At 69.2% G+C, this 26,582-nt stretch carries 27 protein-coding genes; 12 read left to right on the top strand and 15 right to left on the bottom strand.

Annotation, left to right across the window (positions count from 1 at the left end; all coding sequences use genetic code 11):
* The first annotated feature begins 136 nt into the window (after positions 1-136).
* Positions 137-2,167 (top strand): c-type cytochrome, encoded by a 2,031-nt coding sequence (locus tag ACT54R_RS10865; protein WP_476326122.1) that lies wholly within the window; start codon positions 137-139, stop codon positions 2,165-2,167.
* A gap of 183 nt (positions 2,168-2,350) precedes the next feature.
* Here the strand turns inward: ACT54R_RS10865 and ACT54R_RS10860 are convergent, their stop codons facing one another.
* Complete coding sequence (locus ACT54R_RS10860; RefSeq protein WP_168458631.1) at positions 2,351-2,653, bottom strand: hypothetical protein; 303 nt, start codon at positions 2,651-2,653, stop codon at positions 2,351-2,353.
* A gap of 163 nt (positions 2,654-2,816) precedes the next feature.
* Complete coding sequence (locus ACT54R_RS10855) at positions 2,817-3,542, bottom strand: arylesterase (RefSeq protein ID WP_476326120.1); 726 nt, start codon at positions 3,540-3,542, stop codon at positions 2,817-2,819.
* On the opposite strand from ACT54R_RS10855, the gene ACT54R_RS10850 reads away from it, so the two are divergent.
* The 11 genes from ACT54R_RS10850 to ACT54R_RS10800 all read left to right on the top strand — a co-directional run bounded on the left by ACT54R_RS10850 (position 3,541) and on the right by ACT54R_RS10800 (position 13,619).
* Positions 3,541-4,260 carry an ABC transporter ATP-binding protein gene (locus ACT54R_RS10850; RefSeq protein WP_168458629.1) on the top strand — a complete coding sequence of 240 codons (720 nt, stop codon included), beginning with the start codon at positions 3,541-3,543 and terminating at the stop codon, positions 4,258-4,260. The genes ACT54R_RS10855 and ACT54R_RS10850 overlap by 2 nt on opposite strands.
* On the top strand, positions 4,257-6,803 hold the full coding sequence (locus ACT54R_RS10845) for an ABC transporter permease (protein WP_476326117.1): 2,547 nt from the start codon (positions 4,257-4,259) through the stop codon (positions 6,801-6,803). Before ACT54R_RS10850 ends, ACT54R_RS10845 begins: the two co-directional genes overlap by 4 nt.
* 190 nt (positions 6,804-6,993) lie before the next feature.
* Positions 6,994-7,494 carry a Spy/CpxP family protein refolding chaperone gene (locus ACT54R_RS10840; RefSeq protein WP_168458627.1) on the top strand — a complete coding sequence of 167 codons (501 nt, stop codon included), beginning with the start codon at positions 6,994-6,996 and terminating at the stop codon, positions 7,492-7,494.
* Positions 7,494-7,784 (top strand): GCG_CRPN prefix-to-repeats domain-containing protein, encoded by a 291-nt coding sequence (locus tag ACT54R_RS10835; protein WP_476326115.1) that lies wholly within the window; start codon positions 7,494-7,496, stop codon positions 7,782-7,784. The genes ACT54R_RS10840 and ACT54R_RS10835 overlap by 1 nt, the downstream gene beginning before the upstream one ends.
* A gap of 108 nt (positions 7,785-7,892) precedes the next feature.
* Complete coding sequence (locus ACT54R_RS10830; RefSeq protein WP_168458625.1) at positions 7,893-8,147, top strand: GCG_CRPN prefix-to-repeats domain-containing protein; 255 nt, start codon at positions 7,893-7,895, stop codon at positions 8,145-8,147.
* Between the two features lie 134 nt (positions 8,148-8,281).
* The gene (locus tag ACT54R_RS10825) at positions 8,282-9,625 is read left to right on the top strand and encodes a DUF3422 family protein (RefSeq protein ID WP_476326113.1); all 1,344 of its coding nucleotides are present in this window, start codon (positions 8,282-8,284) and stop codon (positions 9,623-9,625) included.
* 36 nt (positions 9,626-9,661) lie between these two features.
* The gene (locus ACT54R_RS10820) at positions 9,662-10,492 is read left to right on the top strand and encodes an alpha/beta hydrolase (protein WP_476326111.1); all 831 of its coding nucleotides are present in this window, start codon (positions 9,662-9,664) and stop codon (positions 10,490-10,492) included.
* Between the two features lie 31 nt (positions 10,493-10,523).
* Complete coding sequence (locus tag ACT54R_RS10815; RefSeq protein ID WP_168458622.1) at positions 10,524-11,162, top strand: MBL fold metallo-hydrolase; 639 nt, start codon at positions 10,524-10,526, stop codon at positions 11,160-11,162.
* A gap of 17 nt (positions 11,163-11,179) precedes the next feature.
* On the top strand, positions 11,180-11,887 hold the full coding sequence (locus tag ACT54R_RS10810) for a DUF1045 domain-containing protein (protein ID WP_476326108.1): 708 nt from the start codon (positions 11,180-11,182) through the stop codon (positions 11,885-11,887).
* Positions 11,884-12,498 (top strand): LbetaH domain-containing protein, encoded by a 615-nt coding sequence (locus ACT54R_RS10805; RefSeq protein WP_476326106.1) that lies wholly within the window; start codon positions 11,884-11,886, stop codon positions 12,496-12,498. The genes ACT54R_RS10810 and ACT54R_RS10805 overlap by 4 nt, the downstream gene beginning before the upstream one ends.
* Before the next feature lie 137 nt (positions 12,499-12,635).
* A complete protein-coding gene (locus tag ACT54R_RS10800; protein ID WP_476326456.1) occupies positions 12,636-13,619 on the top strand; it encodes a KpsF/GutQ family sugar-phosphate isomerase in 984 nt (327 codons plus the stop codon).
* Positions 13,620-13,675: 56 nt separating this feature from the next.
* On the opposite strand, the gene ACT54R_RS10795 is transcribed toward ACT54R_RS10800, so the two are convergent.
* From ACT54R_RS10795 to ACT54R_RS10735, 13 genes are all read right to left on the bottom strand, one after another.
* The gene (locus tag ACT54R_RS10795; protein WP_476326104.1) at positions 13,676-14,455 is read right to left on the bottom strand and encodes an N-acetylmuramoyl-L-alanine amidase; all 780 of its coding nucleotides are present in this window, start codon (positions 14,453-14,455) and stop codon (positions 13,676-13,678) included.
* On the bottom strand, positions 14,455-15,159 hold the full coding sequence (locus ACT54R_RS10790; RefSeq protein WP_476326102.1) for a TerB family tellurite resistance protein: 705 nt from the start codon (positions 15,157-15,159) through the stop codon (positions 14,455-14,457). The genes ACT54R_RS10795 and ACT54R_RS10790 overlap by 1 nt, the downstream gene beginning before the upstream one ends.
* Positions 15,160-15,260: 101 nt before the next feature.
* The gene (locus ACT54R_RS10785; protein WP_476326100.1) at positions 15,261-16,109 is read right to left on the bottom strand and encodes a quinoprotein dehydrogenase-associated SoxYZ-like carrier; all 849 of its coding nucleotides are present in this window, start codon (positions 16,107-16,109) and stop codon (positions 15,261-15,263) included.
* A 77-nt stretch (positions 16,110-16,186) separates the two neighbouring features.
* Positions 16,187-16,738, bottom strand: a complete 552-nt coding sequence (locus ACT54R_RS10780; protein ID WP_476326454.1) for a PQQ-dependent catabolism-associated CXXCW motif protein — start codon at positions 16,736-16,738, stop codon at positions 16,187-16,189.
* A gap of 47 nt (positions 16,739-16,785) precedes the next feature.
* Positions 16,786-17,679, bottom strand: coding sequence for a substrate-binding domain-containing protein (locus ACT54R_RS10775; RefSeq protein WP_476326098.1), 894 nt, complete (start codon positions 17,677-17,679; stop codon positions 16,786-16,788).
* Positions 17,651-18,193, bottom strand: a complete 543-nt coding sequence (locus ACT54R_RS10770; RefSeq protein WP_476326096.1) for a c-type cytochrome, methanol metabolism-related — start codon at positions 18,191-18,193, stop codon at positions 17,651-17,653. The genes ACT54R_RS10775 and ACT54R_RS10770 overlap by 29 nt, the downstream gene beginning before the upstream one ends.
* A 288-nt stretch (positions 18,194-18,481) precedes the next feature.
* Positions 18,482-20,287, bottom strand: coding sequence for a lanthanide-dependent methanol dehydrogenase XoxF5 (gene xoxF5, locus ACT54R_RS10765; RefSeq protein ID WP_476326094.1), 1,806 nt, complete (start codon positions 20,285-20,287; stop codon positions 18,482-18,484).
* A 351-nt stretch (positions 20,288-20,638) separates the two neighbouring features.
* The gene (locus tag ACT54R_RS10760; RefSeq protein WP_476326092.1) at positions 20,639-21,613 is read right to left on the bottom strand and encodes a quinoprotein relay system zinc metallohydrolase 2; all 975 of its coding nucleotides are present in this window, start codon (positions 21,611-21,613) and stop codon (positions 20,639-20,641) included.
* A gap of 1 nt (position 21,614) precedes the next feature.
* The gene (locus tag ACT54R_RS10755; RefSeq protein ID WP_476326090.1) at positions 21,615-22,355 is read right to left on the bottom strand and encodes an ABC transporter ATP-binding protein; all 741 of its coding nucleotides are present in this window, start codon (positions 22,353-22,355) and stop codon (positions 21,615-21,617) included.
* On the bottom strand, positions 22,324-23,085 hold the full coding sequence (locus tag ACT54R_RS10750; protein ID WP_476326088.1) for an ABC transporter permease: 762 nt from the start codon (positions 23,083-23,085) through the stop codon (positions 22,324-22,326). The genes ACT54R_RS10755 and ACT54R_RS10750 overlap by 32 nt, the downstream gene beginning before the upstream one ends.
* Positions 23,082-24,104, bottom strand: a complete 1,023-nt coding sequence (locus tag ACT54R_RS10745; protein WP_476326086.1) for an ABC transporter substrate-binding protein — start codon at positions 24,102-24,104, stop codon at positions 23,082-23,084. The genes ACT54R_RS10750 and ACT54R_RS10745 overlap by 4 nt, the downstream gene beginning before the upstream one ends.
* A 158-nt stretch (positions 24,105-24,262) precedes the next feature.
* Entirely contained in the window at positions 24,263-25,507 is a 1,245-nt protein-coding gene (locus tag ACT54R_RS10740) for a phenylacetate--CoA ligase family protein (RefSeq protein WP_476326084.1), read from the bottom strand.
* A 209-nt stretch (positions 25,508-25,716) separates the two neighbouring features.
* Entirely contained in the window at positions 25,717-26,553 is an 837-nt protein-coding gene (locus ACT54R_RS10735) for an ABC transporter ATP-binding protein (RefSeq protein ID WP_476326082.1), read from the bottom strand.
* Positions 26,554-26,582: the final 29 nt, after the last annotated feature.

Raw genomic sequence — 26,582 nt, 5'->3', positions numbered from 1 at the left:
GGCGGTTCCCGGAAGGCGTCCGCCGACGCCGGCGGGGGCCTGAGCTATATCCCCTCCGTGTCGTTCCGGATCAATGTCGCGTTCCTGAAAAATGTCTAAGGTACGCCGGACCGCCGAATCGTCCTGGGGGGAGAATATGGTCAGGGTGTCCCGATATTCGCGCCGGCTCGCGGCGCTGGCTGCGGCCACGTTCCTCGGCGCGGCAACGCCCGCCCTGGCCCAGTTCGCCCCGGACCCGTCTGCCGATCCCGCGCTGGTGGCGCGGGGCGAGTATGTCGCCAAGGCGGCCGACTGCATGCCCTGCCATACGGGCGACAAGTCCAAGCCCTTCGCCGGCGGCCTCGCGCTGAACACGCCCTTCGGCGCCATCTACTCGCCCAACATCACCTCCGACCGCACCACCGGCATCGGCCTGTGGACCTACGACCAGTTCGTGAACGCGGTGCGCAACGGCATCCGCAAGGACGGCGCCTATCTCTACCCGGCCATGCCATTCGATGCGTACACGCAGATCACCGACGACGACATGAAGGCCCTGTGGGCCTATGCGCGCGCCATTCCCCCGATCCCCAATACGCCGCCGGACAACCAGCTGGAATTCCCGTTCAACATCCGGCTCGGGATGCTGGCGTGGCGCGAATTGTTCTTCGACCAGGGCCGATTCCATCCGACGGCCGGCAAGAGCGACGAGTGGAACCGCGGCGCCTATCTCGTCAACGCCCTCGGCCATTGCGGCGACTGCCACACCCCGCGCAACCTGATGGGCGCGACCAAGGCCAAGGCCGCCTTCCTCGGCGCCAACATCGACGGCTTCTGGGCGCCGGACATCGATACCGCGTCCCTCAAGAAGACCTGGACGCCGGAGACCCTCGCCACCTTCTTCGCCACCGGCTCCGCGCCGGGCAAGACCTCGGTGTTCGGCCCCATGGCCGAGGTGATCCATGATTCCGTGAGCAAGCTCACGGCGCAGGACCGGGCCGCGCTCGTCACCTATCTGTTCGATGCACCGGCTCCGGCGGACAAGCCGTCGGTGCAGAAAGCCTCGCCGCTGTCGCCCGACGTCTATGCGCGGGCGTCCAAGCTCTACATCGACAATTGCGCCGTCTGCCACATGGACAAGGGTGTGGGCCGCGGTGACAGCGTGCCGGCCCTCAGCGGCAACCCAGCCGTGATCGCGGCCGAGCCTTACAACATCCTCATGGCCGTGCTCGGCGGCCTGCCGGCCGGCGGCACCTATGGCGCGATGCCGTCCTTCGCCGGGCGGCTAAATGACCAGCAGGTGGCGGATCTTGCCAATTACGTGCGCACCTCGTGGGGCAATGCGGCCGCGCCGAACGTGAACGCCTCGATGGTCGCGGCATGGCGCGCCGCCGCCAACGCGCCGGACTACGGCACCCAGGCGGCATCTGCCTTCACCTGCCCGGACGTGGGCGGCGCGCCCGGCTCGGATGGCCCGGATGCGAAGGCGGTTGCGGCCCTTTCCGCCATGATGGCGGGCGGCCAGCGTTCCATTCCCATGATGGTTGACACCTACAAGGCCGCCTCCGGCTCGTCCGGCTCGGGCACGATCGTGGACGCCCTCACCGCCGCCTACTGCCCGGTGGTGGCCAAGAGCAACGCGCCCGACTGGCAAAAGACGGCGGAGCTGCGCCGCTTCACCCTCCAGGCGGCCATGGAAGTGTCGCGCCGCACCGTCACCGGTCCGGTGGACAGCCAATCCATCGCCTGGGCGCTGCCGGTCGGTCCCGGCCTCGTGCTGAAGGAGCCGGCGAGCCTCGCCGACAAGCTCGCCTGCCCGGCCGATGACGGCAAGGCGGTGCCGGCTGACCTCTCGGCGGGGGCGGCCAAGCTTCTCACCGGCGTCACTCCGCCCATGCAGGGCGCGGCCATCGCCTCGGCGGCAACCTCGCTCTACCAGCAGAATCCGAAGGCGCGGCCGTCGGATGTCGCCAATGCGCTCATCGCCTCCTATTGCCGGATCGTGGCGCAGGTGAAGAGCTCGGTGGCGGAGCAGAACTCGCTCCTCAACCAGTTCGCCGGCCAGGCGGTGCAGACGCTCCAGCTTCTGCCGCCGCGCAAGACGGTGGTGGATGCAGCCCCGGCTGCGTCGGCTCCGGCTGCCGCTCCCGCTCCTGCGGTTCCTGCCGCTCCGGCGACCAAGAAGTGAGGTAAGGCCCCGGCACGTCCGGGGCTTTACACACCTCCCCCGGCTGGAGCCTTCGGTCTGAGCAGGACGCGAGAGCTTCAGGGTCCGTTAACCCTGTTTCATGTGAAACGGCCGCTCCGGAAACCGGGGCGGCCGTTCGTTTTTGTGCGGGACAATCAGATCGCCGCCGCGCGGCGCCCGGCCTCAGTCGTGGCTCTGGAGGCCGTCGTGGACCTCGAACACCACATTGCCCTGTCGCCACGCGAACGGGGCGCTGGGATCCTGCACCTTGATCTCGCTCTGGGGGATGAGCTTGTCGCAAAGCATCACCAGAATGTCCTCGAGCGGGGCGCTGGTGTCATTCTCTTCGGTCATGCGATCGATGGAGATTTCGCCGCCTTCCACGCCATCATCCTCAATGTGGACGATGAAGATTTCTTCGTGGCCGTGAATGCCGTGGGCGGTGACGCGGAATGTTTCTCCCTGATACTCAAATTCCCGAACCATTGTTCATTCTCACTGTTGTCATTGAAAAATACGCTGGGACGCAACGGTACAAGCGGGGCAAACCCCCAAAAGCGGCGAAATCTAGAATCGTGACTATGGATTGGTCAAGGGCTGATCTGCGGAGGTCAATCAGCTTAAAAAATAAGCAGATGAGCGCTGCCCGTTATCGCGCCGCCGTCTCGCGGGCACGCGCCACCAGTTGCTCCGCCGTGGGCAGGATGCCGGCGACGATGCGGTCCACGCCTTCCGGGGTGGGATGCAGCCCGTCCGGCAGGTTCAGCGTGCGATCGCCGGCGATGCCCTCCAGAAAGAAGGGATAGAGCAGCACGCCCTCGGCGGCGGCGATGTCCGGGAAGATCTGATCGAACGCCTCCCGGTAGGGCCGGCCCATGTTGGGCGCGGCCTTCATGCCCGCCAGCAGCACCGTGATGCCGCGCTTGCGCAACCGCTGGACGATCTCGGTGAGCGCCTTGCGCGTCACCGCCGGGTCGAGCCCGCGCAGCATGTCGTTGGCGCCCAGTTCCACGATCACGGCGTCCGTGCCCTGCGGTACCGACCAGTCGAGGCGCGCGAGGCCCTGGCTCGCCGTCTCGCCTGAGACGCCGGCATTCTCCACCTTCACGTCCAGCCCCTTCGCCCGCAACGCGGCTTCGAGCCGGGCCGGGAAGGCGGCGGTGCGCGGAATGCCGTAGCCGGCGGTCAGGCTGTCGCCGAAGGCGACGATGCGCAGCTGCGCCGCTTGCGCCCCTGACGCGAACGTGAAGAGGAGGAAAGCGGCGATCAGCCCCGCCAGCGCCTTAAATGCCGGTTCCCATGGAGCAACCGGCAGGTACCGCCTTCTTCCCTGCCCCACCCGACGCAGCACCGGACGCACGGCAAATCCTGGCATGGACGATCTTTCCTCTCCGCTTCGCACCATCGCGCTGAAGCATGTAGACCTTTCCCTCGGTACGGGGGCGGCCCGGGTTCATGTCCTGAAGGACATCTCTGTCGAGATCGGGGCAGGCGAGGCGGTGGGCCTCGTCGGACCGTCCGGGTCCGGCAAATCGACCTTGCTCATGGTGATGGCCGGCCTGGAGCGGGTGGATTCGGGACAGGTGAGCGTCGCTGGCACGGATATCACCCGCCTCGGCGAGGATCCGCTGGCGCGCTTCCGTGGCCGGCATGTGGGCATCGTCTTCCAGTCCTTCCACCTCATCCCCACCATGACCGCGCTGGAGAACGTGGCGGTGCCGCTGGAACTCGCCGGCCGCGCGGACGCCTTCGAGCGGGCCCGGCAGGAACTTGCCAATGTGGGCCTCGCCGAGCGGGCGCAGCATTATCCGGGCCAGCTCTCCGGCGGCGAGCAGCAGCGTGTGGCGCTGGCCCGCGCCCTCGCCCCGGAACCGCCCATCCTCGTCGCCGACGAGCCCACCGGCAATCTGGACGAGGCCACCGGCCGGCAGGTCATGGACCTGATCTTCTCCGTCCACCGCGCGCGCGGCACGACGCTGGTGCTCGTCACCCATGATGCGGCGCTGGCCCGCCGCTGCAGCCGGGTGGTGCGCCTGCGCTCGGGGGTGATCGAGGAGGACAGCAAGTCCGGTCTCGAGGTCGCCGCCCGATGAGCCTCGCCTCCCTGCGGCTTCCCGTGCCGCTGCGTCTCGCCCTGCGTGAACTGCGCGGCGCGCGGCGCGGCTTCGGCATCTTCCTCGGCTGCCTCGTGCTGGGTGTCACCGCGATCGCAGGCATTGGCTCCTTCGCGGGCGCCCTCACGCAGGGGCTGGAGCGCGAGGGCCGCGCCATCCTCGGCGGCGATGCTGGCTTCAGCGTCGTCCAGCGGGAGATGACGGCCGAGGAACACGCCAGCCTCGACCGCAATGGCACCCTCGGACGCGTCGCCCTGCTGCGCGCCATGGCCCGGACCGAGGCGGGCGATGCCTCCCTCGCCGAACTCAAGGCGGTGGATGGCGCCTATCCCCTCGTCGGAACGGTGATGCTCGATCCCCCCATGCCCGTCGCGGATGCCTTGAAGGAAAAGGCCGGCGTGTTCGGTGCTGTCGCCGATCCGGTGCTGCTCGGCCGCCTCGGTGTGAAGACCGGAGATCGCATCCGGGTGGGCGAGGCCACCTTTGAGGTCCGCGCCGCGCTCACCAGCGAGCCGGACAAGCTCTCCTCCGGCGTCGGCCTCGGCGCCCGCCTCCTCGTCTCGCAGGCGGCGCTGCCCGCCACGGGCCTCATCCAGCCCGGCAGTCTCGTGCGCTGGAGCTATCGCCTGCTGCTGGACGACCCCTCGCCGCAGAATCTCAAGGCGGTGATGGACGAGGTGCGCGAGCCCATGGGTCGCGCCGGCTTCGAGGTGCGCACCCGAGACGGCGCGACGCCCCAGCTGGCGCGTAATGTGGGGCGCATCAGCCAGTTCCTCACCCTTGTGGCGCTCACCGCGCTGCTGGTGGGCGGGGTGGGTGTGGCCAACGCAGTTTCGAGCCACCTCGCCGGCAAGCTGGAGGTCATCGCCACGCTGAAGGCGGTGGGCGCGACCCGTCGCGACGTGTTCCTCACCTATGGGGCGGAGATCGGCCTCATCGCCGCTTTCGGCATCGTGATCGGCCTGATGTTGGGCGCGGCGCTGCCCTTCGTCGCCACCGCCGCCATCGGCGCTCTGGTCCCGTTCCCGCTGGAGCCGCAGATCGACTGGCCGGCGCTGGGACGGGCGGCGCTCTATGGGCTGCTGGTGGCCGCCGTGTTCTCGGTGATCCCTCTGGCGCGGGCGCAGGAGGCCCGGGTCTCCGCCCTGTTCCGGGATGCTATCGGCGAGACGCGTCGGCGCATCTCTCTGCCCTATCTGCTGCTCATCGGGGGGCTCGGAGCGGCTCTGGTGGCGCTCGCCCTCCTGACTTCGGACGACAAGCGGGCTGCGGCCGTCTTCCTCGCGGCGGCGGCGGGGGTGTTCGTGCTGCTGCGGCTGGTGGCGTCCGGCCTGATGGCCCTCGCCCGGCGGGCGCCCCGGCCGCGCGATGCGGCGGCCCGGCTCGCGCTCGGAAACATCCACCGGCCCGGCGCGCTCACGCCCTCGGTGGTGCTCTCGCTGGGGCTGGGCCTGTCCTTGCTGGTGGGCGTTTCGCTGGTGGATGCGAGCCTCAACCGAGAGTTGAATGGCCCGGTGCGCGAGAATGCGCCGAGCTTCTTCTTCGTGGATGTGCCCAACAGCGAAGAGCCCGAGTTTCGGGCCTTCCTCGCCGAGCAGGCGCCGGGGGCGGTGGTGAAGTCGGTGCCCATGCTGCGGGGCCGGATCACGCAGGTGAAGGATATTCCCGCCGAGGAGGTGAAGCCGCGCCCCGACGCCGCCTGGGTGCTGCAGAGCGACCGCGGCATCTCGTCTTCCGCCACCGTGCCAGACGGCTCAACCGTGGTCGCCGGAAAATGGTGGACGGGGGAGGAGACCGAGCCCCTCGTTTCCTTCGACAGCGAACTCGCCGCCGGCCTCGGCCTGAAGCTCGGCGACACGGTGACGGTGAGCGTCCTGGGCCGCAGCGTCACCGCCCGCATTTCCAATTTGCGGCAGGTGAAGTGGGAGCGGCTCGGCATCAATTTCGTCATGGTGTTCTCGCCCGCGACCTTCGCCGGTGCGCCCTATACGGTGCTCGCCACCCTTGCCTTTCCCGATGGCGGCGACACGGCACGGGAGATCGCCCTGCTCAAGGCCATGGCCGCCCGCTTTCCCGCCATCACCACGGTCCGGGTGAAGGAGACGCTGGAGGAGGCGCAGAAGATGCTGGACAACCTCTCCCTCGGCATCCGCGCGGCGAGCCTCGTCACCCTCATTACCTCGGTGCTCGTGCTGGCGGGCGCGCTCGCCGCCGGGCGTGAGCGGCGCATCTATGATGCGGTGATCCTCAAGACGCTGGGCGCCACCCGCGGCCGGCTGACCCTGGCCTATGGCCTCGAATATGCCGGGCTCGGCCTGGCCGCCGCCGTGGTTGCCGCTGCGGCGGGCACGGCCGCGGCGTGGGGCGTGGTGACGCAGGTGATGGACATCCCCTTCACCTTCGCGCCACTGGCCGCCTTCGGCGCGATGGCGGCCGCGCTTGCGGTCACGCTGGTGGTCGGGCTTCTCGGCACGCTGCGCGCCCTCTCGACACCGCCCGCGCAGGTTTTGAGGCACCTTTAGGCAAGTATTTGTGAACGCGATATTCTTCGTCGGCTCCACGAAATCTTTACCGGCGTCGGGAGAGGAGTGCTACCAAATTGGGCCCCGCCGACGCCTCGCGAATCGGCGCGGCCCCGGATGCGCGCCGCTTCCGGCACGATCCCGGACAGACCGGCCGGCACCCCGCCGGACCGCACAGGGAGCAAAAGACATGCGCTCTTTCCGTCAGTTCGCCCTCGCCTCGGCGACGGCCGTCGCCCTCGGCACGGTCTTCGCGGGCGGCATCGCTTCCGCCCAGCCGGCGCCCGCCGCTCCCGCCGACGCCGCGCCCTACACGGCTGAGGACGCCGCGGCCGTGCTCGATGCCCGCCTCGCCGCGCTCAAGACCGTGCTGCGCCTCACCCCCGACCAGGAGAAGCTCTGGCCGCCGGTGGAAGCCTCCATCCGTGACGCGGTGAAGGGCGCCATCGAGCGCCGCGAGAAGCGCCTCGCCGCTCCGCCGCCGGCGACCGTGCTGGACGTGCTCGGCAACGTGGCCGCCGCCGAGCAGGCACGCGGCAAGGCGCTCGCCAACTTCGTCGAGGCGGCCAAGCCCTTCGTGGCCGCGCTCACCCCGGCCCAGCGCAATCGCATTCCCACTTTTCTCGGGGTGCATGACAACGGCCAGCAGCCCAACACCTCCGAGCTGTGGATCTTCGAGGAGGAGGAGTGATGCGCGCGCTGACCCTGCTCGCCCTCGCGGCTCCGGCACTGGGCGCGCTCGCCACGCCGGCCGCCGCCTTCCCGCTGCCGCAGGCGCCCCAGGTGGCGACGGTCCAGACCGTGGCCGGCGGCTGCGGCATCGGCTTCCATCGCGGTCCGTGGGGCGGCTGCCGCCCCAACGGCGCGGTCTATGTGGCGCCGCGGCCGGTCGTCGTCGCGCCCGGCCCCGTGGTGGTGGCGCCCGTGCGTCACTGCTGGTGGCGTGCCGGCCCCTATGGTTCGGTCCGCGTCTGCAACTGAGGCGCCGCTGAAGCGTTTGCAGGGCGGCGGCCGTGTCGCCGCCCTGCCTCTTGCGTCAGAAAACGGCGGCGGTCGTGCCGCCTCGCTCTCGGCAACAGGAGAGACATCATGCGCAAACAGATCCTGATCGCCGCTGCCGCCGCCGGCCTCTTCGGGCTCGGCACCGGCGCCGCGGCTGCCTTCCCGGCGCCGCAGCCGCTCGACCGCCTGGCCACCGTCCAGACCGTCGCCGGCGGGTGCGGCATCGGCTGGCACCGCGGCCCCTGGGGCGGCTGCCGCCCGAACTACTGGGGACCGTATTACGGCCCGCGCTACTGCTGGTGGCGTCCCGGCCCGTGGGGTCCCGTACGCGTCTGCCGGTAACGACGGCCGGACGCTGGACAGACGCAGCGTTGACGCCATCCGCCCCGCCCGGTGCGACCACAGGGCGGCCGCCGAACGCTTGATCGGACGGCGCCGCCGTGCCAGCACGGAAAAAACGGCAGGGGAGCGCCATCATGACCAGAGGCGAGGCGGATCTCGTCATCGGCGAGGGGCGGGCGCTCAGCGCCCACCCGCTCAGGGCCGCCGTCCTGAGAGAGCTGCACGCGCGGCCGTTCGTGCCGGTCTCGGCGCCGCGCCGCATGCTCCACGCCGCCTTCCTGCTGGATGCCGCGGGCGCGCAGGCCGACCGCGCCGCGCTCGCGGCCCTCTGCAACGCCCGGGGGCTGCCCGCTCCCGCGCCGGGGGCGAAGTATCACCACGTCTCGTTCGGCGGCGCCGAACTGCGCTGGGAGAGCCACGCCGAGTTCTGCACCTACACCTGGGACCTGCCCTCGCTTGACCTTGCGGAGGGGGGGCTGCCCTTCCAGCCGCCGGCCACGACGCTGGCGAGCCCCTTCGGCGAGGTGCCGCAGCCCGGTCCCCTCTTGGTCGCCATCGATCTCCATCTGTTGCGCGACACCGCCGAGGATTTTTTCCTCGAAAAGGTGTTCGACCGCTCCAGCCTCGCCCGTGCCGACGTGAACGACGGCTTCGCCGAGATCGCCACCGACTTCATGGCCGATCCCTCCGGCTTCGTGCGCATCCTGGTGCGCGACCGTGGCCTCGGGGCGGATGCGTGCGGCGCGCTGGTGCAGCGGGTGCTGGAGATCGAGACCTACCGCACCCTGGCCCTCCTCGGCCTGCCGGAGGCTCAGCGCCTCGCCCCCGAGGTGGCGCGCATCGAGCAGCGCCTCGCCGGCTCGGCCACCGAGATGATGTCGGCCAAGGGCCTGTCCGACAACAACCGCCTGCTGGACGAACTGGTTGCGCTCGCGGCCGAGCTGGAGGCGGGGGCCACCGCCTCGCTGTTCCGGTTCGGCGCCAGCCGCGCCTATATGGAGATCGTGCGGCTGCGTCTCGCCACCATCCGCGAAATGTCGGTGCCGGGCTTCCCGACCTGGCAGCAGTTCCTCGATCGCCGCATGGCGCCGGCCATGCGCACCTGCTTCACGCTGGAGGAGCGGCAGGAGAAGATCGCCCAGAAGCTCGCCAATGCGGCCGATCTGCTGCGCACCCGCGTGGACGTGGAGCTGGAGCAGCAGAACCGCGACCTGCTCACCTCCATGAACGACCGCACCCGCCTGCAGCTGCGCCTGCAGCGGACCGTGGAAGGCCTGTCCGTCGCGGCGATTTCCTATTATGTCGTCAGCCTCGTGCATCACCTCGCGGAGGGCATTCACGAGAGCGGTGTCGACGTGAAGACACTCGGCATCCATCTCGACGTGGGGCTGGTGACCGCCGCCGCCGTGCCGCTGGCGCTGCTGGGCGTGTGGTCCGTGGTGCGGCGCATCCGCAACGCCCACGGCGACGGGGAGTGAGCGGCGAGGATCGAAAAGGGGTTAGGGGGAGCGCCGATGGACCACGAGGTCGAATACAACAACCGCGCCCGCGTGCCGGACCATCCCGCCATCTTTGAGCGCTGGGCCCACAGCTCGGCGGCCATGCGCGGCGCAGCGGTGGCGGCCGACCTCGGCGTTCCCTACGGCTCCGGCCCGCGGCAGATCCTCGACATCATCTGGCCGGGCACCGACCGGCAGGCGCCGGTGGTGCTGTTCATCCACGGCGGCTACTTCCAGTCCCTGCATCCGCGCGATTTCACCTTCGCCGCGGCCGGCTGTCTCGCCCATGGCGTCGCCATGGCGTTCGCCGGCTACGACCTCGCGCCGCTGGTGCCGGTGGGCACCATCCTCGCCCAGGCGCGCGCGGCGGCCATCACGCTCTACCGCCTCGTCGGCCGGCCGCTGGTGGCGTGCGGCCACTCCGCCGGGGGCCACCTCGCCGCGGCGCTGGCCGCCACGTCCTGGCGCGAGATCGACGTGGACACGCCGGACAACCTGATCCCCTCGGGGCTCGGCATCTCCGGCGTCTACGAGCTTGAGCCGCTCGTCCCCACGTCCATGAACAAGGCTTTGCGCCTCGACGAGGGGGAAGCGCAGCGCCTGTCTCCCGCCTTCTGGCCGGTGCCGGCGGGACGCAGCTTCGATGCCTTCGTCGGTGGCGCGGAGAGCGCGGAATTCCTGCGGCAGGCCCATGACCTTGCCGCCAATTGGCGCGCCAAGGGTATTGCCGCACAGGCCTTCGACGTGCCGGGCGCGAACCATTTCACCGTGGTGGACGCCCTCGCCGATCCCTCCTCGCACATGGTGCGCCGGCTCGTGGAGATGGCCCGCGCCATCTCCCAGTGACCGGCGGATGACACGACAGAACGGACCTTTCATGCAGCCCATCCAGATTGCCGTCGTGCCGGTGACGCCGTTCGAGCAGAACTGCTCCATCCTGTGGTGCACCAAGACCATGAAGGGCGCGGTGATCGACCCGGGCGGCGACCTCGACCGCATCCGCGCCGCCATCGCCGAGACCGGCGCGACCATCGAGAAGATCCTGCTCACCCATGGGCATGTGGACCACGCCGCCGGCGCCGCCGAACTGGCCGAAAGCCTCGGCGTGAAGGTGGAAGGCCCGGGCGCGGCGGACCAGTTCATCATCGACGACATTCCGCGCATGGCCCAGAAGTACGGCATCGAGGGCGCCCGCTCGGTCACGCCCGACCTCTATCTGAACGAGGGCGACACGGTGAGCGTGGGGGATGTCTCGCTCGACGTGCTGCACGTGCCGGGTCACACGCCGGGGCACGTGGTGTTCGTGCATCGGCCGGTTGGCCTCGCCATCGTCGGCGATACCCTGTTCCGCGGCTCGGTCGGGCGGACGGACTTCCCCTATGGCGACCCCGACCTCCTCATCAAGGGCATCAAGGAAAAGCTGTTGCCGCTCGGCGACACCATGGTCTGCCTGCCCGGTCATGGTCCTGTCACGAGCATCGGAGACGAGAAGGCGCACAATCCCTTCCTGCGCTGATCCTCAGGAGTCCGCCCTTGACCGCCCAGCGCCGCTACGCCGTCTACCTCGCCCCGCCCGCCGATAGCGTCCTCTGGCGATTCGGCTCGGCGGTGCTCGGCTATGACGCGGAGACGGGCGCGGCGCCGGCCGCTCCCGACATCGCCGGCTTCGATGCCGCCGCCTGGCAGCAGGTGACGGCCGAACCCCGCCGCTACGGTTTTCACGGCACGCTGAAGGCGCCCTTCCGCCTCGCCGACGGCATGAGCGAGGACGATCTGGCGCGGCTCATGGCCCGTTGTGCCGCCGGCCATCATGCCTTCGAGATGCCGCCGCTGGAGGTGCGGGCCATCGGGCCGTTCGTGGCGCTGGTGCCGGCCGTCGCGGCGCCCAAGCTCGAAGACCTGGCCCGCTCGGCCGTGCTGGAACTGGACGGCCTGCGCGCGCCCCTCTCGGCCTCCGAGATCGCGCGGCGCAAGCCCGACCGGCTCTCGGCCCGCCAGCTCGGCTATCTGGAGGCCTATGGCTATCCTTACGTCCTCGACGAATTCCGCTTCCACATGACGCTGACCGGTCCGCTGCCGGAGCCGGAGCGGGTTCAGGCGCTGAACGCGCTCACCGCCGCCTATGCCGCCAGCGGCGCGGACGTCCCGGCAACCGTCACCGACATGGCGCTCTATGTGCAGGAGCCGGGGGCGACCCAGTTCCGTCTGGTGCAGCGGTTTGCGCTGGGAGCCACCCAGTGAAACAGCTTGGCGAGATGCCGCTCATCGATCCCACGGCGCAGGTCCGCGCCTCCACTCTCGGCCGCTATACGGAGGTCGGTCCGCGCACCAAGCTGCTCGAAGTGGAGATGGGCGACTATTCCTACGTGGTGAACGATTCCGACATCGCCTATGCGCATATCGGCAAGTTCTGCTCCATCGCTGCGATGACCCGCCTCAACCCGGGCAATCACCCCACCTGGCGGGCCTCCCAATCCCATTTCCTCTATCGCGCCTCCACCTATTTCCCCGGCGAGGAGGACGAAGTGGATTTCTTCCAGTGGCGGCGCGACCAAAGGCTCACCATGGGCCATGACGTGTGGATCGGCCACGGCGCGGTGGTGCTGGCCGGCCGCAGCATCGGCACCGGGGCGGTGGTGGCGGCGGGGGCCGTGGTGTCGAAGGATGTGCCGGCCTATGCCATCGTCGCCGGCGTGCCCGCGCGCCTCGTGAAGTGGCGCTTCCCCGAGGACATCGCCGCCCGCCTCCAGGCGCTTGGCTGGTGGGACTGGACCCACGAACAGCTGCGCGCCGCCCTGCCGGATTTCCGCAACCTCCCGATCGAAGCCTTTCTGGAAAAATACGAAGGCTGAGGCTGCCCTTCCGCGAACCTGATACCGTCGCCGCCCGGCCGCTCCCCTTCGGCGCGGAACGGTGCTAATCATCGCCGATGATGCGTTCTCCGGTGAACAAGGCTCCCGCCGACGGCGATCCCGAAGGCTCTGGCGAGATGTCCGTCCCCCATGTCCATCCCGCGTCCGTGGTTTCGGCGCTGGCGACCCTCGATGCCGAGAAGGCTGGGCTCGAAGCCCTCGCCAAGGCCATGGCCGGTCCCCTCGGCGCTGCCTTCGACGTGGCGGTGGCGACCATCCAGAATTCCCACGGCCGGGTCATCATCACCGGCATGGGCAAGAGCGGGCACGTGGCGCGCAAGATCGCCGCGACGCTCGCCTCCACCGGCACGCCGGCCCACTATGTCCATCCCGCCGAGGCGAGCCACGGCGACCTCGGGATGATCACCACCGACGACGTGATCGTCGCTCTGTCGTGGTCCGGCGAGACGGTGGAACTGCGCGACCTCGTGGAGTATTCGCGCCGCTTCGACGTGCCGCTCATCGCCTTCACCTCCAATGCCACCAGCGCGCTTGCCTCATCGGCGAGCGTGGTGCTGACTCTGCCGGTGGCGCAGGAGGCCTGCCCGCACGGGCTCGCCCCCACCACCTCCACCCTCATGCAGCTGGCTCTGGGCGACGCGCTGGCGGTGGCGCTGCTGCAGAGCCGCGGCTTCACCGCGCTCGACTTCCGCCAGCTCCATCCCGGCGGCAAGCTCGGCGCCAGCCTGAAGTTCGTGCGCGACGTGATGCGCGCGGGCGAGGCCGTGCCGCTGGTCAGGAGCGGCACGCAGATGGGCGCGGCGCTGGTGGAGATGAGCGCCAAGGGCCTCGGCTGCGTCGGCGTGGTGGCTCCGGACGGCGCGCTTGCCGGCATCGTCACCGACGGTGACCTGCGCCGCCACATGGCCAACGATCTCGCCGCCCGCACGGTGGACGAGATCATGACCCCCGGGCCCAAGACCGTGCGGCCGGACCAGCTTGCCTCCGAGGCGCTCAACATCCTGAACGCGCGCAAGATCACCGCGCTGCTGGTGGTGGAGGACAGGGCGCCCGTGGGCGTGCTGCACATCCACGACCTGCTGCTCACCGGCATCGCCTGAGGAGCGGGCGCGGCGTGTCCGCGCGTCGCTTGAGCGAAGCGAGATCCCGCGTCGCCTCAGGCCACCGGGATCGAACGCTCCGGCCGGGTCGCGATCAGATTGCGCAAGGTGAGCAGGGTGGAGGCATCCGCCACCCCGTCCACCTGCGAGGGGCGGAAATGGCGCTGGAAGGCGGCCACCACCTCGGCCGTCGCGGCGTCATAGGCGTCGTCGAGGGCGATGCCATAGCCGTACCAGCCCAGCATGGCCTTCAGCGCCGCCACCGGCTCCCCCTGATCGCCCGGCATGAAGAACCGCCCCCCGGTGAGGTGTGCTTCCGGCACCAGATGCCCGACCCCCGCCTCATGCAGTGCCGGCCACGGAAACCGCTCGCCGGGATCGCGCTTGCGCGCCGGGGCGATGTCGGAATGGGCGAGCACCCGGTCGGCGCGGATGCCATGGCGGTTGATGATGTCCTGCGACAAAGCGATCACCCGCGCGATCTGCGCATCGGGAAAAGGCGGCAGGCCGAAATCGTGGCCGCCGTTGACGATCTCGATGCCGATGGAGCGGGAATTGGTGTCGGTGATGCCTTCCCACGACGACAGCCCCGCGTGCCACGCCCGCGCGCCTTCCGCCACCATCTGCACGATGCTGCCGTCCTCGCGCACCACGTAATGGCAGGAGACCTCGGCCGCCGGCGTGCGCAGCAGCTCGATGGCGGCGTCGGCGCTCTCCATGCCGGTGTAGTGCAGCACCAGCATGTCCACGGCGGCCTTGCGCACACCGAAATTGGGGGAGGGGACGAGAGTGTCGACCAGCCCCGAATCGGGGGCGGACAGGGCGGGCGCGTCCATCACAGCCCCCTCTGCCGGGCGATGGCGGAGTATGCGGCGTTCAGCGCTGCCACCCGGTCGTTGGCGAGCTTGATGGCGGCGGGCGGCAGGCCGCGGCCGGCAAGCCGGTCGGGATGGTGGGTGGAGACCAGCGCGCGCCAGTGGGCCTTCACCTCGTCGTCGCTGGCACCGGGGTCGAGATCGAGCACGGCATAGGGATCGCCCGGCCGGCGCACATGGCGGGCCTCGATGCGCTCATAGGCCGGCCCCTCGAAGCCGAGGATGCGGCCGACCTCGGCGAGGAAGACGAGTTCCTTCTCGTGCAGCGCGTGATCCGCCTTGGCCACGTGGAACAGCGCGTCCATGAGGTCTTCCCGCGTGTCCGGCGCATCGGCGAACATGTCCGCGACCTGGCGGGCATAGGACTCGAAGCCGGCGGTGTCCTGCTTGGCGAGATTATAGAGGCGCGCCACCGCATCGAGATCCTCGGGCGGGATGTCGAACACCTCGCGGAAGGCCTCCACCTCGGCCGGCACCACCACGCCGTCGGCCTTGGCCATCTTGGCAGACAAGGCGATGAGGGCGATGGAGAAAGCGGCGGGCTTGGGCGCGGGAGCGAGCAGAACGCGGTCGATCACATGGCCAGCCAACGCCCCGAGCAGGGCGCCGAGCGGCCCCCCCAGCGCAAAACCCACACCTGCCCCGCCGATGAGACCGTAAGCCACCTGATCCTCCGCATCCGCTCCGGCGGAGCTAGAGCAGGGATGCGGCGCCGGCAAGGCGGAAGACGCAATCCAGAGCGGCAGGGTCCTTCAAACGCCGTGCCTCAGCTTCCGTTGCCCGGGAAGGTCCGCGCGAAGATCTTGCCCTCCGTATCCTCGGCGCGCACCGAGACGGGATCGGCGGACGGGGTGAAGCTGAAGCGGAAGGTGGGGTCCTCGCTGATGGAAATGCCGCCCTCCATGGCGAAGATGAGCCTGGCGCCCTGCTTCACCTGCACCTCGCGCACGAACCACGCCGGCGTGTAGCCGCGCGTCGTCTCGTCCATTTGCAAGCCGGAGAAATTGGGATGGCGGATCTGCACCTGCGCCTCCGGCCGGCCGGCATCGGCGAAGGAGCGGAAGCGGATTTCCCCGAGCTTGGCGATGCTCTCCGCCGTGTCCTTGGTGGCCGGAGCGGAGCAGCCGCCCGCCGCCTTCACATAGGCCTTCGTCATGATGAGGGCGCCGTCGCTGGTCTCGGCCACTGCGCGCACCCAGCTATAGGAATTCACCCGCACCCGCACGGAGAGAGAGAACGTGCGGATGCCGTCGCCGAAGGCGAATCGGCCGGCCACCGGTGACGGATTCTCATCAATGATGAGCGTCACCGCCTTCAGCGTGCGCGGATCGTCCTTGGGCAGTTCGAGGGCGAGGGTGAGCGGCACGAGCGCGGCATCCTCGGCCCGGCCCGGCGCGTCGATCCGCACGGCATTTCCGGCGTCGCCGATCTTGGCCGTGGGGAAGATGTCGCCGCGAATAGACGACCAGGTGGTCTCCGGCCGGTCGGGATCGGCCTGCGCGGACTGGCCGGCGGCGGGGCTCGCCAGCATGCCGGCGAGCGGCGTTGCCGCAAGCAGGGCTGCGAGCACCGCGCCCGCGGTGCCGGCGGAAGAGCGCAGGACTGAGCGCTTCATGGCGTTGCCTCCCAAAACTCGTTCTTGGCCGGTCGGGCCTTATTGTCGCGCCGCCACTGGCGGCTCAATGCCCCCGCCTAGGGGCGCGGTTCCACGGCTTCCAGCGACAACCCGGCCTCGCCCCAGCCGTCCACGCCGGTCGGAAACCAGGAGACGTTCGTGTAGCCATAGGACATCGCGCGCTTGGCGGCGTTCCATGACATCCAGCAATCACGCTGGCAGAAAATCACCAGCGGCGCGTTCACATCGCCGCGCGTGACGGCGGACAGGCCGGCGCGGAAATAGCCTTCGGTTTCCGCATTGAGCGCGCCGAAGCCCACATTCGGCAGCCACACGGCGCCGGGAATGCTGGAATGGGGCTGGTCGCGCCACACGGTTCCCGCCGGGAGCCCGGCGGGTTTGGGTGGGCGCGGCAGCACGTCCACGAAGGCGACCCCGCCCTTGCGCCACAGCTCCGCCGCTGCGGCGGCATCCAGCACGCGGGCGCCGCTGAGCGTTGCCGGGACCGGGGCGCGATAGGCTTCGAGCCGGTAGCCCTCGGGTTCGGCCGGCGACGCCGCGGCAGCGGCAGGAGGCGCGGCCGGCTGGGCGAGCACGGGCGGTGTGAGGGGCGCGAGCCCCCCCAGCATGGCGACGGCGAGCCAAAGGCTGGCGCCTGCGCGCTCGGCGCTCCGGCTCACTGGCCCGGCGTCCCGGAGGTCGGCACGATGGGCTGGCCGTCCTCGTCCAGCAGCGGGACGTGATAGGCGACGAGCACCTTCTCGATGTCGTCGGCGCGCTTGCGCAAGACGGTGTTCAACGTCTGCTTCCAGATGTGGTCGGTGGGGCGCACGCCCAAGGTGATTCGGTAGGCGAGCGCCGGGCGGGGCGATTCCTTCACCAGCGGGATCACCTTGAGCGGCGTTGCGGACTGCGCCGCGAAGTAGCCGGCCGAAGGCCCCCAGAGCAGGCCACCGTCGATCTCGCCGGCGTTCAGGCTTGCGAGCATCTCCTCGGCCGGGGAGGCATAGCGCCGGTCCACGAGGAGCGAATAGGTGCGGGCGTTGCCGATGAGCCCGAGGTCCAGGAGGTGGTCGGCGGGCGGGGTCGCAGCGATGACGCCGAGCTTGGCGGTCTTCAGCTTCGGATCCGACAATTGGGTCACGCCGTCGAGCGGACCGCCGGCCTTCACCACCAGCACGAACACCGATTCGTAATAGGGATTGGTGTGCAGCACGAGGTCGGCCCCGGCCACATAGCCGATGATGACGTCGCACAGGCGCCGGCCGAGCGAATTACGCACGAAACCCGGGCCTTGCGGCATCAGGTACGTGCGCAGGGGTAGCTTGAGCTCGTCGGCGACGATGGCCGCGACCTTGTTCTCGAAGCCCTCGCCGGCGGCGTTCGAGAACGGCATGTTGGCGGGATCGGCGCACACCCGGAGGGCGTCCGCCGAAACCTGGTCGGGAATCTGCTGCCCTCCGGCCCCCGAGGGGCTGAGCAGCAGGATGGCGGCGAGGGCTGCCGTCGCAATCGACGCCAGCAGGGGCGCGAACCGTTCCCTACTCGCCGAGGCAGGCCTTCTCGGCATCGGCAATCTCCTTCGACTTCTCGTCGCGCTTGGCGGGGCGGACGCGGCCGAGCGCGTCGTCGGAACGGGCGCGCAGATAGACGTAGAGGTCGTCCAGGTAGCACATCACGTTCTTGTTCAGGCCGAACGAGGGCATCACCCGGTCGTTGCCGCCGCCGAGGTTCTGGCGGCCGCCCACGACCACTTCGCTGAACTGCTCGAAGTTCATGGTCTTGAGCGATTCCGCGAGCGCGGGCGCGTAGGTGGAGCCCATGCCGTCGGGGCCGTGGCACACGTGGCACTCGGCGTGGTAGCGGCGGTAGCCGGAATAGGTCAGCCAGTCCACCTGGCCATCGGGCTTGATGTTGTAGGTGGGCGCGCCGTCGACGTCGTAATAGCGGCCGCCCTCCTCCTTCACCGGCTTCGGGTCTGCCGGCTTGGTGGTCTCGGCGACCGAGGCGGTGCTGCCGAGGGCGAGCGAGAACGCGGCGAGGAAGAATGCGCCGGCACGGGTCAGGGGGACTGATGAAACCACACGATCTCTCCAAAACGACAGACGAAGGGCGAAGACGGCGCTCGGGGGGATGGGCGGGTCCGTCTCCGGTTTCGCGGGAAGAGCCTGAGGGGCGCAGCCTTGGGGCCGCGCTCCGGGCCGCGGCCAAGGGCCTTGGCGGCAGACGACGGCGAGGGGCTGCGGACACAGGGAGCCGTTCCGGCGTTCACCGGCAAAGCACCCCGCCCCTGGAAAAGGATCGGGCCGGCGGGGGTGTCCCCAAGCCGGCCCGAATGCGCATGGAATGCGCCTGGCCTTAACGCCGCCCGATCATTGCGGGACGGCGAAGACCGTCAGCTGACCGCCGAGGGCGGTGTAGTTGCTGAGGGCTGCGTAGCCGCCCACCGCGCCGAGGCCGGCGTTCGGGTCGGTCAGGCCGGCTGCGAGGCCGATGCCGGCCCAGCCGCCGACACCCGAGAGCACAGCCACGTACTGCTTGCCCTTGTGGGTGTAGGTCATGACGTTGCCGATGATGCCGGACGGGGTCTTGAACTTGTACAGTTCCTTGCCCGTCTTGGCGTCGACCGCCTTCAGGTAGCCCTCGAGGGTGCCGTAGAACACCACGCCGCCGGCGGTGGAGAGAGCGCCGGACCACACGGAGAACTGCTCCGGGTTGGACCAAACGATCTTGCCCTGCTTGGCGTCCCACGCGATGAAGTTGCCCATGCCGCCATGGCTGCCGGGAGCCGGGAACATGGAGAGCGTGGCACCCACATAGGGCTGGCCGGGGGTGTAGCTGACACGGAACGGCTCGTAGTCCATGCACACATGGTTGGTGGGCACGTAGAACAGGCCGGTGTCAGGCGAGTAGGACGCAGGCTGCTGGTCCTTGGTGCCGAGCGCCGCCGGGCAGATGCCGGTGGTGTTCACATCTTCGCCGTTCTTCTCGGTGGAATACTTGTCCACGACCAGCGGACGACCATAGGTCGGGCTGTTCTTGTCCATGTCCACCTTGGTCGCCCAGTTCACCGCCGGGTCGAACTTTTCGGCCACGAGCAGCTCGCCGGTCTTGCGATCGAGCGTGTAGCCGAAGCCGTTGCGGTCGAAATGCACCAGCGTCGGGCGGGTCTGTCCGCCGATCTGCTGATCGGCAAGGATCATCTCGTTGATGCCGTCGAAGTCCCACTGGTCGTGGGGCGTCATCTGATAGACCCACTTGGCGACGCCGGTGTCGGCGTCACGGGCGAAGACGGTCATGGACCACTTGTTGTCGCCCGGGCGCTGCTTCGGGTTCCAGGTCGAGGGGTTGCCCGAGCCGTAATAGACCAGGTTCAGCTGCGGGTCGTACGAATACCAGCCCCAGGTGCAGCCGCCGCCGGTCTTCCACTGGTCGCCCTGCCAGGTGGCGAGGGACGAATCCTTGCCAACGGGCTTGCCGAGCGCAGTGGTCTTCTCGTCGAACAGGATCTGGCTGTCCGGGCCGACGGAATAGGCGCGCCACGCCTGCTTGCCGGTGTTGATGTCGTAGGCGGTGACGTGGCACTGCACGCCGAACTCGCCGCCGGAGATGCCCACGAGGACCTTGTCCTTCACCGGCATCACGGTGGCGGTGTTGGTCTCGCCCTTCTTGGGATCGCCGTTCACCACCGACCAGGCCACCTTGCCGGTCTTGGCGTCGAGCGCCACGACCTTGGTGTCGGCCTGATGCAGGAACACCTTGCCGTCGGCATAGGCGAGGCCGCGGTTCACCGTATCGCAGCACATCACCGGAATGACGGTGGGATCCTGCTTCGGCTCGTACTTCCAGATGATCTTGCCTTCGTTGTTGAGGTCGAGGGCATAGACGATGTTCGGGAAGGGCGTGTGGACATACATGATGTCGCCCACGACCAGCGGAGAGCCCTCATGGCCGCGCAGCACGCCGGTGGAGAAGGTCCAGGCAACCTGGAGCTTGTTCACGTTGTCGGTCGTGATCTGCTTGAGCTTGGAATGGCGGGTGTTGGCGTAGTCGCCGGTCTGGAGAACCCACTGGTTGGGGTCCTGGGTAAGCTTGAGAACACTGTCATTCGCGCTGGCGGGCGCGCCGAAAAATGCGGTTGCCGCCGCCGTGGCGGTCAAAACCAAAAGACGTCTCATCCGGGCTTCCTCCGATGGATGCGGGTCCGCCTCCACGCGCATGTGGAGCGGGAAACGCACTGAGCGTTTGTTTTCGCCTTGGGGGACTCCATCTACTTCGGCAGCGTGTCACGACCGGCGTGATGCCCTGAAGCCTTGCGGTGACAAGTGCGTCCCGCAGGCCTGCGAACCAACCCCGCGTTCCCCGCACGGAGTTGTTGAAGCCGAAGCTGTGAGGAACGTAAGCAATGTTTTCGCCCAAGGCAATACGCCAAATGTCCGGTTGACCAGGGGATTTATACTGCGATCGCGAAGTGGCCCTGGGTAATATTGCGACGCAGCAATATTCGCGTTTCGGCTTCGCCGTCCGGATTATTCCCATTCCAGCTCGTGGTAGGCTGATGTTGCGTTGCGGGCGTTGAAGTCGTCGAACAGCTGCCAGTCCTTCGCTTCCGCGCGGCCTGCCGAGCGGGCCGCCTCGGCCATGGTGCCGCCGGCCTTGACCGTGGCGCGCACATCGGCGACGAGGCGATTGAGATAGCGCTCGGTCGGCGCCGCCGCCTCGGGCCAGGGGACCGAGGCGGGGCCATGGCCGGGCACCACGCGGGCCGCCGGGCGGCGCTTCATCTCGTCCAGGATCGCGATCCAGCCCAAAGCCTTGCCGTCGAGGGCGGGGACGTGGCCGAGAAACAGCAGGTCGCCGAGGAACCAGGTGCTTGTCTTCTCGTCGAACACCGTGAGATCGGTCGCGGTGTGGGCGGTCTGCCACGCTTCGAGGCGCAGCGGGCGCTCTCCGAGATCGATGGTGCGCACCGTGTCCACCGTCTCGTCCGGCAGGATCACCCGCGTGCCCTCGGCGGCCTGTGGCCCGATGAGACGCTCGGTGGCGGAAAGGTAGGAGGCAGCCCGCGCCGAGAGCGCTTCCGGCAGGTTGTGATGGCCGATGAAGGTCACGCCCGGCCCCGCGAACGCGGCATCGCCGAGGACGTGGTCGGGGTGCATGTGGGTGTTGATGACATAGCGGATCGGCAGCGCCGTTCGCGCCCGGATCGCCGCCTTCAGCGCCTCCCCCGACGCCTTGCTGCCGCCGGTGTCGATCACCGCGACCGCATCCTTGCCCACGACGAAGCCGGCATTGCCGACGAAGCCGAGATTCTTCGGTAGCGCAAGGGCATAGGGCGCCTGATGGACGAACACACCGGGGGCCACCTCGCTGACCGCGAAAGGCTCCGGCTGCGCTTGCGCTGCAGCCGGAATCGCGGCGACCAGCAGCGCCGCGAGGGCCAGACCGGCGGCGACGCGCTGCACCCTCGGGGGGGCGCAGCCATGGGCTCCGGAACACGCCATCTCACCCCTCCCGCAGCAGCGAAAAACGCGCAGCCAGGGCCGCGCGCTCGGCCTCGATCCATGGACCATCGCGCATGGCTCGCGGCAAGGCGAGACACACCTCCTCGACGACATAGGTCGGCCGTGGCGCCAGCATCACCACGCGATCCGCCAGCTCTAGTGCCTCGCGCACATTGTGCGTGACCATGAGCACGCTGGTCCCGCCATCCGCCGCCAACGCCACGTAGCGCCGCAGCTCGGTGGCGGCCTGGGCGTCGAGGGAGACGAATGGCTCGTCTAGCACCAGAAGGTCCGGCTCCAGTGCCATGGCGCGCGCCAGCGACACCCGCCGCGCGAGGCCCAGGGAGAGCTCGCCGGGATAGCGCGTGGCGTGGGCGGAGAGGCCGAAGCGTTCGATCAAGGGAGCGAGGTCCATGGCCCTTCGCACCTTCGTCAGCACGAGGCGGATGTTCTCTTCCACCGTGCGCCACGGCAAAAGGCGCGGTTCCTGGAAGGCGACGCCGATGGAAAGGGTCGCGGGATCGGGCTTCACTTCGCCCTCGAAGGCGCGGTCGAGCCCGGCGAGAATGCGCAGCGTCGTCGTCTTGCCGCAGCCCGAGGGGCCGATGAGGCAGACGAATTCGCCGCGCGCGATAGCCAGCGTGATCCCGCGCACGGCCTCCATCGGCGCGCCATCGGGCCGCCGGTATGTCTTGGCGCGGATGACCGCCTCAATGAGCGGTGAGGCGCCAGCGTCGGACATGGGCTTCATAGGGCTGCAGCACGCCGTATTCGATGGCCAGCATGACCGCCATGAAGGCCAGCGAATAGCCGAGCACGGCGGTCACGTCGAACAGCTGGAAATAGACCGAGATGGCGTAGCCGACGCCGTTGGGGCGCCCCAGCAACTCCACCACCAGCACGATCTTCCACACCAGCGCGAGGCCCGAGCGGGCCGCCCCGGCGATATGCGGCTGAAGCTGCGGGATGATCACATGGCGCAGCCGGTCCATGGGCGACAGGCGGAAGGCGCTCGCCATCTCGTCCAGCTCCGGGGAGAGCGCGCGGGTGCCCTCGCGCATCAGCACCGCGACGGTGGGAATCTTGTTGAGCGCCACGGCGAGCACCGCCGCCGCCTCGGTCAGTCCCAGCCAGATGTAGCAGAGCACGGTGATGACCAAAGCGGGCGTGTTGAGCAGCACGATCACCCAGGTGTCGAAGGCGGTGTCGAGCCTGCGCGAGCGGCCGAGCGCGACGCCGATGGCGCAGCCGAGCGCCATGGCCACCACGAAGGAGACGACGACCCGCGCCAGCGTGATGGCGATGTTGGAGATGAGATCGCCCCCGCTCGCCTCCCGCGCGATGAAGGCGAAGACCGCATGGGGCGTCGGAAGGGACCGGCTGTGCGCCAGGGTCGCCGTGATCTCCCACGCCAGCAGCAGCAGGACGAGCGAGGCCGTCCGCGCCACGGCGCCCGAGGACAGCAGCTTCATCGCGCTGCCGGCGCCTGGAAATAGAGGTCCCCGGGCAGGCGCGTCGCACTGCCCACCAGCTTCGTGCCGCCGAGCTTGACCAGGACGGCATAGAGCTGCGCGGCAAGTGCCTGCTCCTCGGCGAGCGTCAGGCGGGGTATGCCGGCGAGGAAGCCGCGCCGCAGCGCCTCGAAAGTGGCCTCGTCGCCCGCCTGCATCTGCGCCCGCGCCGCAGCCCAGCCTGGCCCGGAGCGGGCGGGGTCTGGGTCGGCCAGCGCCGCCTTGGTGGCGCGTGAGGCAGTGGCGAAGGCGGCGACTGTGCCGGGGTTCGCGCGGGCGAAGGTACCGTCGAACACGTAACCCACCAGCGTCGGCTCATGGGCGAGGCCGAAGCCTTTCACCATCTCCTCCACGGTCAGCATCTGCCGGAAGCCCTTGGGCTCCAGCCGCGCGGCGAAGGTCCAGTAGATCAGCGCGGCATCGAGATTGCCCGCCTCGAGCTCGGCAGCGAGCAGGGGCGGGGCGGCGAACACCGGCTGGGCGGCGGTCTGGAGATCGAGCCCCGCCTTCTCCTGCGCTGTCGCCTTGAGCATGAGCCAGCTCTTGTCCAGCGGGCCGCCGGCGACGCCCAGCCTCTTGCCGGCGAGGTCGGCGACGGAGCGGATGGGGGAGCCCTTGGGCACCATCACCGCGCCCTCGGAGGAGGAGAAGGGGATGTAGACGAGATCGCGCCCGTCCGCCTTCACCCGCGCCGCCCAGAGCAGGTCGCTGACGATGGCGTCCGCCGCGCCCGCCATGAAGGCGACACGCCCGGCATCGTTGTTGGCATAGCGGGTGACGTCCAGCGTGACCCCGTTGGCGGCATCGAGCCCCAGCGCGCCCATGGCCGCGATCTCCCAGGCGGCCGAGCCGAATTGCAGGATGCCGAGGCGGATGGCAGGCGGCGCGGCGCGCGCGGGAGAGAGCGGCCCGACACCCGCGACGGCGGCGCCGGACAGCGCGGCGCCCGTAAGCGCCAGCAGGCGGCGGCGCGTGAGCATGGCCTTCCTCCCGAAATCCTCCGGCCGGCGCCGCGCCTGCGACCCCCGCCCGATGCGCCGCCACTGTGGCGACGCCGGGAAGAAGTGTCCATAACGATCTGAAACAAAAGGCTTTTCTGAGAGGAATTTAAGAAGTCATGCGGGAAAGAGTTCCCGCTTCACACGGGGCGGCGATCCTCGATGGTCTTGGCGTCGACGGGCAGCGTTCCCGGCGAAAGCACCACGAGCCGGCCGCGCAGCTTGGTGGCAGAGCGGATGTCCTCCAGCAAGGCATCCTGCGAGAGCGCGGCGGCGTCGGCCACTTCGATCTCCAGCGCCATGTCGTCCTGGTCGCCCGTGCGATCCACCACGAGGCGGGCCTTCGCCACGGCGGGATGCTTCTTCACTGCCGCCTGCACCTGCACGGGGTGCACGAACATGCCGCGGATCTTCGTGGTCTGGTCGGCGCGGCCCATCCAGCCCTTGAGGCGGATGTTGGTGCGCCCGCAGGGGCTGGTGCCCGGCATCACCGCGGAGAGGTCGCCGGTGGCGAAGCGCACGAGGGGGTAGTCCGGCTCGAACAGGGTGACGACCACCTCGCCCACCTCGCCCTCAGCCTCCACCGGGTCGCCGGTTCCGGGTCGCAGGATCTCCACGAGGCAGCCCTCGTCCACGATCATCCCGTCCTCGGCCTCGCTCTCATAGGCAACGAGGCCGAGATCGGCCGTGCCATAGCACTGGCGGGCGGTGATGCCAGCGGCCTTCAGCTCGGCCCGATGGGCCGGAAGAAACGCCTCGCCGGACACCAGCGCCTTGGTGAGGGAAGAGATATCGGTGCCGGTCTCGCGCGCCTTGTCCACGAGGATTTTCAGGAAGGAGGGCGTGCCGCCGTAGCCCTGCGGCCGGATGTCGGCGATGGCGCGCAATTGCAGGTCGGTCTGGCCGACGCCGGCCGGCACCACGGCGCAGCCCAGCGCATGGGCGCCGCTCTCCACCATCGAGCCGGCGGGGGTGAGATGATAGGAGAAGGAATTGTGGACGATGTCGCCGGCGCGGAAGCCGGCCGCGAACAGGCCGCGGGCGAAGCGCCAGAAATCCGGGCCGTGGCCCTCCACGTCATAGATGGGCCCGGGGGACATGAAGATGCGGGCGAGCTTGCCCGGGGGCGTCGCGTTCAGCCCGCCGAAGGGGTAGCTCTTGGGCTGAATCTCCAGAAGGTCCGACTTGCGGGTGACCGGCAGCTGCGCGAGCGCCGCCCGCGTGGTGATGGCGGCCGGGTCCACATCCTTGAAGAGCGTGGCGAAATAGGGCGCCTTCGCCTTGGCGTGCGCGACCTGCGCGGCGAGCGCCTGAAGCAGGGCCTGCTCGCGCGCTTTAGGGTCGCGGGTCTCGCTGGCGTCGTAGTGGCGGTTCGGATCGGTCATGGTCGGACTCTTGTCGAAAGCTGGCCGGGTGACATGCTCTGCTCCCCGGCCGACTGGAGCGCGAGCGGAAGGAGAGCCGGGGTCCAGCGCTCAGGTTCACCGGAGGCGGCGGGATCAGAACCGCAGGTGGGATCTGGCCGGCTGCGCCGAAGTGTCTGCTAGACCCCGAATCGGCGCTCCGGCTGCGCCGTCGCTTGTCCGGGGCACGACTACAGCCACCTCTTGCGGCGCTTGAAGCTCTTCAGGTTCTTGAAGCTCTTGCGCTCCTCGCCGCCGCCCTGGCCGAGGTAGAATTCCTTCACGTCCTCGTTGGTCTGCAGCATCTCGGCGCTGCCATCGAGCACGATCTTGCCCTGCTCCATGATGTAGCCGTAGTCGGCCACGGAGAGCGCCACGCGCGCGTTCTGCTCCACCAGGAGGATGGTGACGCCGAGGTCCTGGTTCAGCTTCTTGATGATGGAGAACACCTCCTTCACCAGAAGCGGGGACAGGCCCATGGACGGCTCGTCCATAAGGATGAGCTTGGGGCGGGACATGATCGCCCGGCCGATGGCCAGCATCTGCTGCTCGCCGCCGGAGAGATAGCCGGCGAGGCCCGTGCGCTCCTTGAGGCGGGGGAAATATTCGTAGACGCGCTCGATGTCGCTCTTCACCTCATTGTCGCGGCGGGTGAAGGCGCCGAGGCGGAGGTTCTCGAGGCAGGTCATGTCGGCGATGATGCGGCGGCCTTCCATCACCTGGAAGATGCCGCGGCGGACGATCCTGTCCGGCTCGATGCCGTTGATGCGCTCGCCCATGAAGGTGACGTCGCCGCGGGTGATCTCGCCATCCTCGGTCTTCAGGAGGCCGGAGATCGCCTTCAGCGTGGTGGACTTGCCGGCGCCGTTGGAGCCGAGCAGAGCGACGATCTGGCCCTTCGGCACCTTCAGTGAAAGGCCGCGCAGGACGAGGATGACGTCGTTGTAGACCACCTCGATATTGTCCACCGACAGGAGCGGCGGCGCGGTCTCGGCGGCGGGTTCGAACTTCAGTGCGGCCTCGGCCATGGCGGTCTCCGATCTAACCCCTCTCCCCT

This window comes from Xanthobacter sp. DMC47, from assembly GCF_056313845.1.
This window is presented reverse-complemented; position numbering and strand designations above follow the sequence as displayed.

Excerpts from the sequence above, each read along its gene's own strand:
- ACT54R_RS10865 (WP_476326122.1), top strand. The coding sequence starts at position 137 with ATGGTCAGGGTGTCCCGATATTCGCGCCGGCTCGCGGCGCTGGCTGCG.
- ACT54R_RS10860 (WP_168458631.1), bottom strand. The coding sequence starts at position 2,653 with ATGGTTCGGGAATTTGAGTATCAGGGAGAAACATTCCGCGTCACCGCC.
- ACT54R_RS10850 (WP_168458629.1), top strand. The coding sequence starts at position 3,541 with ATGGACGATCTTTCCTCTCCGCTTCGCACCATCGCGCTGAAGCATGTA.
- ACT54R_RS10855 (WP_476326120.1), bottom strand. The coding sequence starts at position 3,542 with ATGCCAGGATTTGCCGTGCGTCCGGTGCTGCGTCGGGTGGGGCAGGGA.
- ACT54R_RS10845 (WP_476326117.1), top strand. The coding sequence starts at position 4,257 with ATGAGCCTCGCCTCCCTGCGGCTTCCCGTGCCGCTGCGTCTCGCCCTG.
- ACT54R_RS10840 (WP_168458627.1), top strand. The coding sequence starts at position 6,994 with ATGCGCTCTTTCCGTCAGTTCGCCCTCGCCTCGGCGACGGCCGTCGCC.
- ACT54R_RS10835 (WP_476326115.1), top strand. The coding sequence starts at position 7,494 with ATGCGCGCGCTGACCCTGCTCGCCCTCGCGGCTCCGGCACTGGGCGCG.
- ACT54R_RS10830 (WP_168458625.1), top strand. The coding sequence starts at position 7,893 with ATGCGCAAACAGATCCTGATCGCCGCTGCCGCCGCCGGCCTCTTCGGG.
- ACT54R_RS10825 (WP_476326113.1), top strand. The coding sequence starts at position 8,282 with ATGACCAGAGGCGAGGCGGATCTCGTCATCGGCGAGGGGCGGGCGCTC.
- ACT54R_RS10820 (WP_476326111.1), top strand. The coding sequence starts at position 9,662 with ATGGACCACGAGGTCGAATACAACAACCGCGCCCGCGTGCCGGACCAT.
- ACT54R_RS10815 (WP_168458622.1), top strand. The coding sequence starts at position 10,524 with ATGCAGCCCATCCAGATTGCCGTCGTGCCGGTGACGCCGTTCGAGCAG.
- ACT54R_RS10800 (WP_476326456.1), top strand. The coding sequence starts at position 12,636 with ATGTCCGTCCCCCATGTCCATCCCGCGTCCGTGGTTTCGGCGCTGGCG.
- ACT54R_RS10795 (WP_476326104.1), bottom strand. The coding sequence starts at position 14,455 with ATGGACGCGCCCGCCCTGTCCGCCCCCGATTCGGGGCTGGTCGACACT.
- ACT54R_RS10785 (WP_476326100.1), bottom strand. The coding sequence starts at position 16,109 with ATGAAGCGCTCAGTCCTGCGCTCTTCCGCCGGCACCGCGGGCGCGGTG.
- ACT54R_RS10780 (WP_476326454.1), bottom strand. The coding sequence starts at position 16,738 with ATGCTGGGGGGGCTCGCGCCCCTCACACCGCCCGTGCTCGCCCAGCCG.
- ACT54R_RS10775 (WP_476326098.1), bottom strand. The coding sequence starts at position 17,679 with ATGCCGAGAAGGCCTGCCTCGGCGAGTAGGGAACGGTTCGCGCCCCTG.
- xoxF5 (WP_476326094.1), bottom strand. The coding sequence starts at position 20,287 with ATGAGACGTCTTTTGGTTTTGACCGCCACGGCGGCGGCAACCGCATTT.
- ACT54R_RS10760 (WP_476326092.1), bottom strand. The coding sequence starts at position 21,613 with ATGGCGTGTTCCGGAGCCCATGGCTGCGCCCCCCCGAGGGTGCAGCGC.
- ACT54R_RS10755 (WP_476326090.1), bottom strand. The coding sequence starts at position 22,355 with ATGTCCGACGCTGGCGCCTCACCGCTCATTGAGGCGGTCATCCGCGCC.
- ACT54R_RS10750 (WP_476326088.1), bottom strand. The coding sequence starts at position 23,085 with ATGAAGCTGCTGTCCTCGGGCGCCGTGGCGCGGACGGCCTCGCTCGTC.
- ACT54R_RS10745 (WP_476326086.1), bottom strand. The coding sequence starts at position 24,104 with ATGCTCACGCGCCGCCGCCTGCTGGCGCTTACGGGCGCCGCGCTGTCC.
- ACT54R_RS10740 (WP_476326084.1), bottom strand. The coding sequence starts at position 25,507 with ATGACCGATCCGAACCGCCACTACGACGCCAGCGAGACCCGCGACCCT.
- ACT54R_RS10735 (WP_476326082.1), bottom strand. The coding sequence starts at position 26,553 with ATGGCCGAGGCCGCACTGAAGTTCGAACCCGCCGCCGAGACCGCGCCG.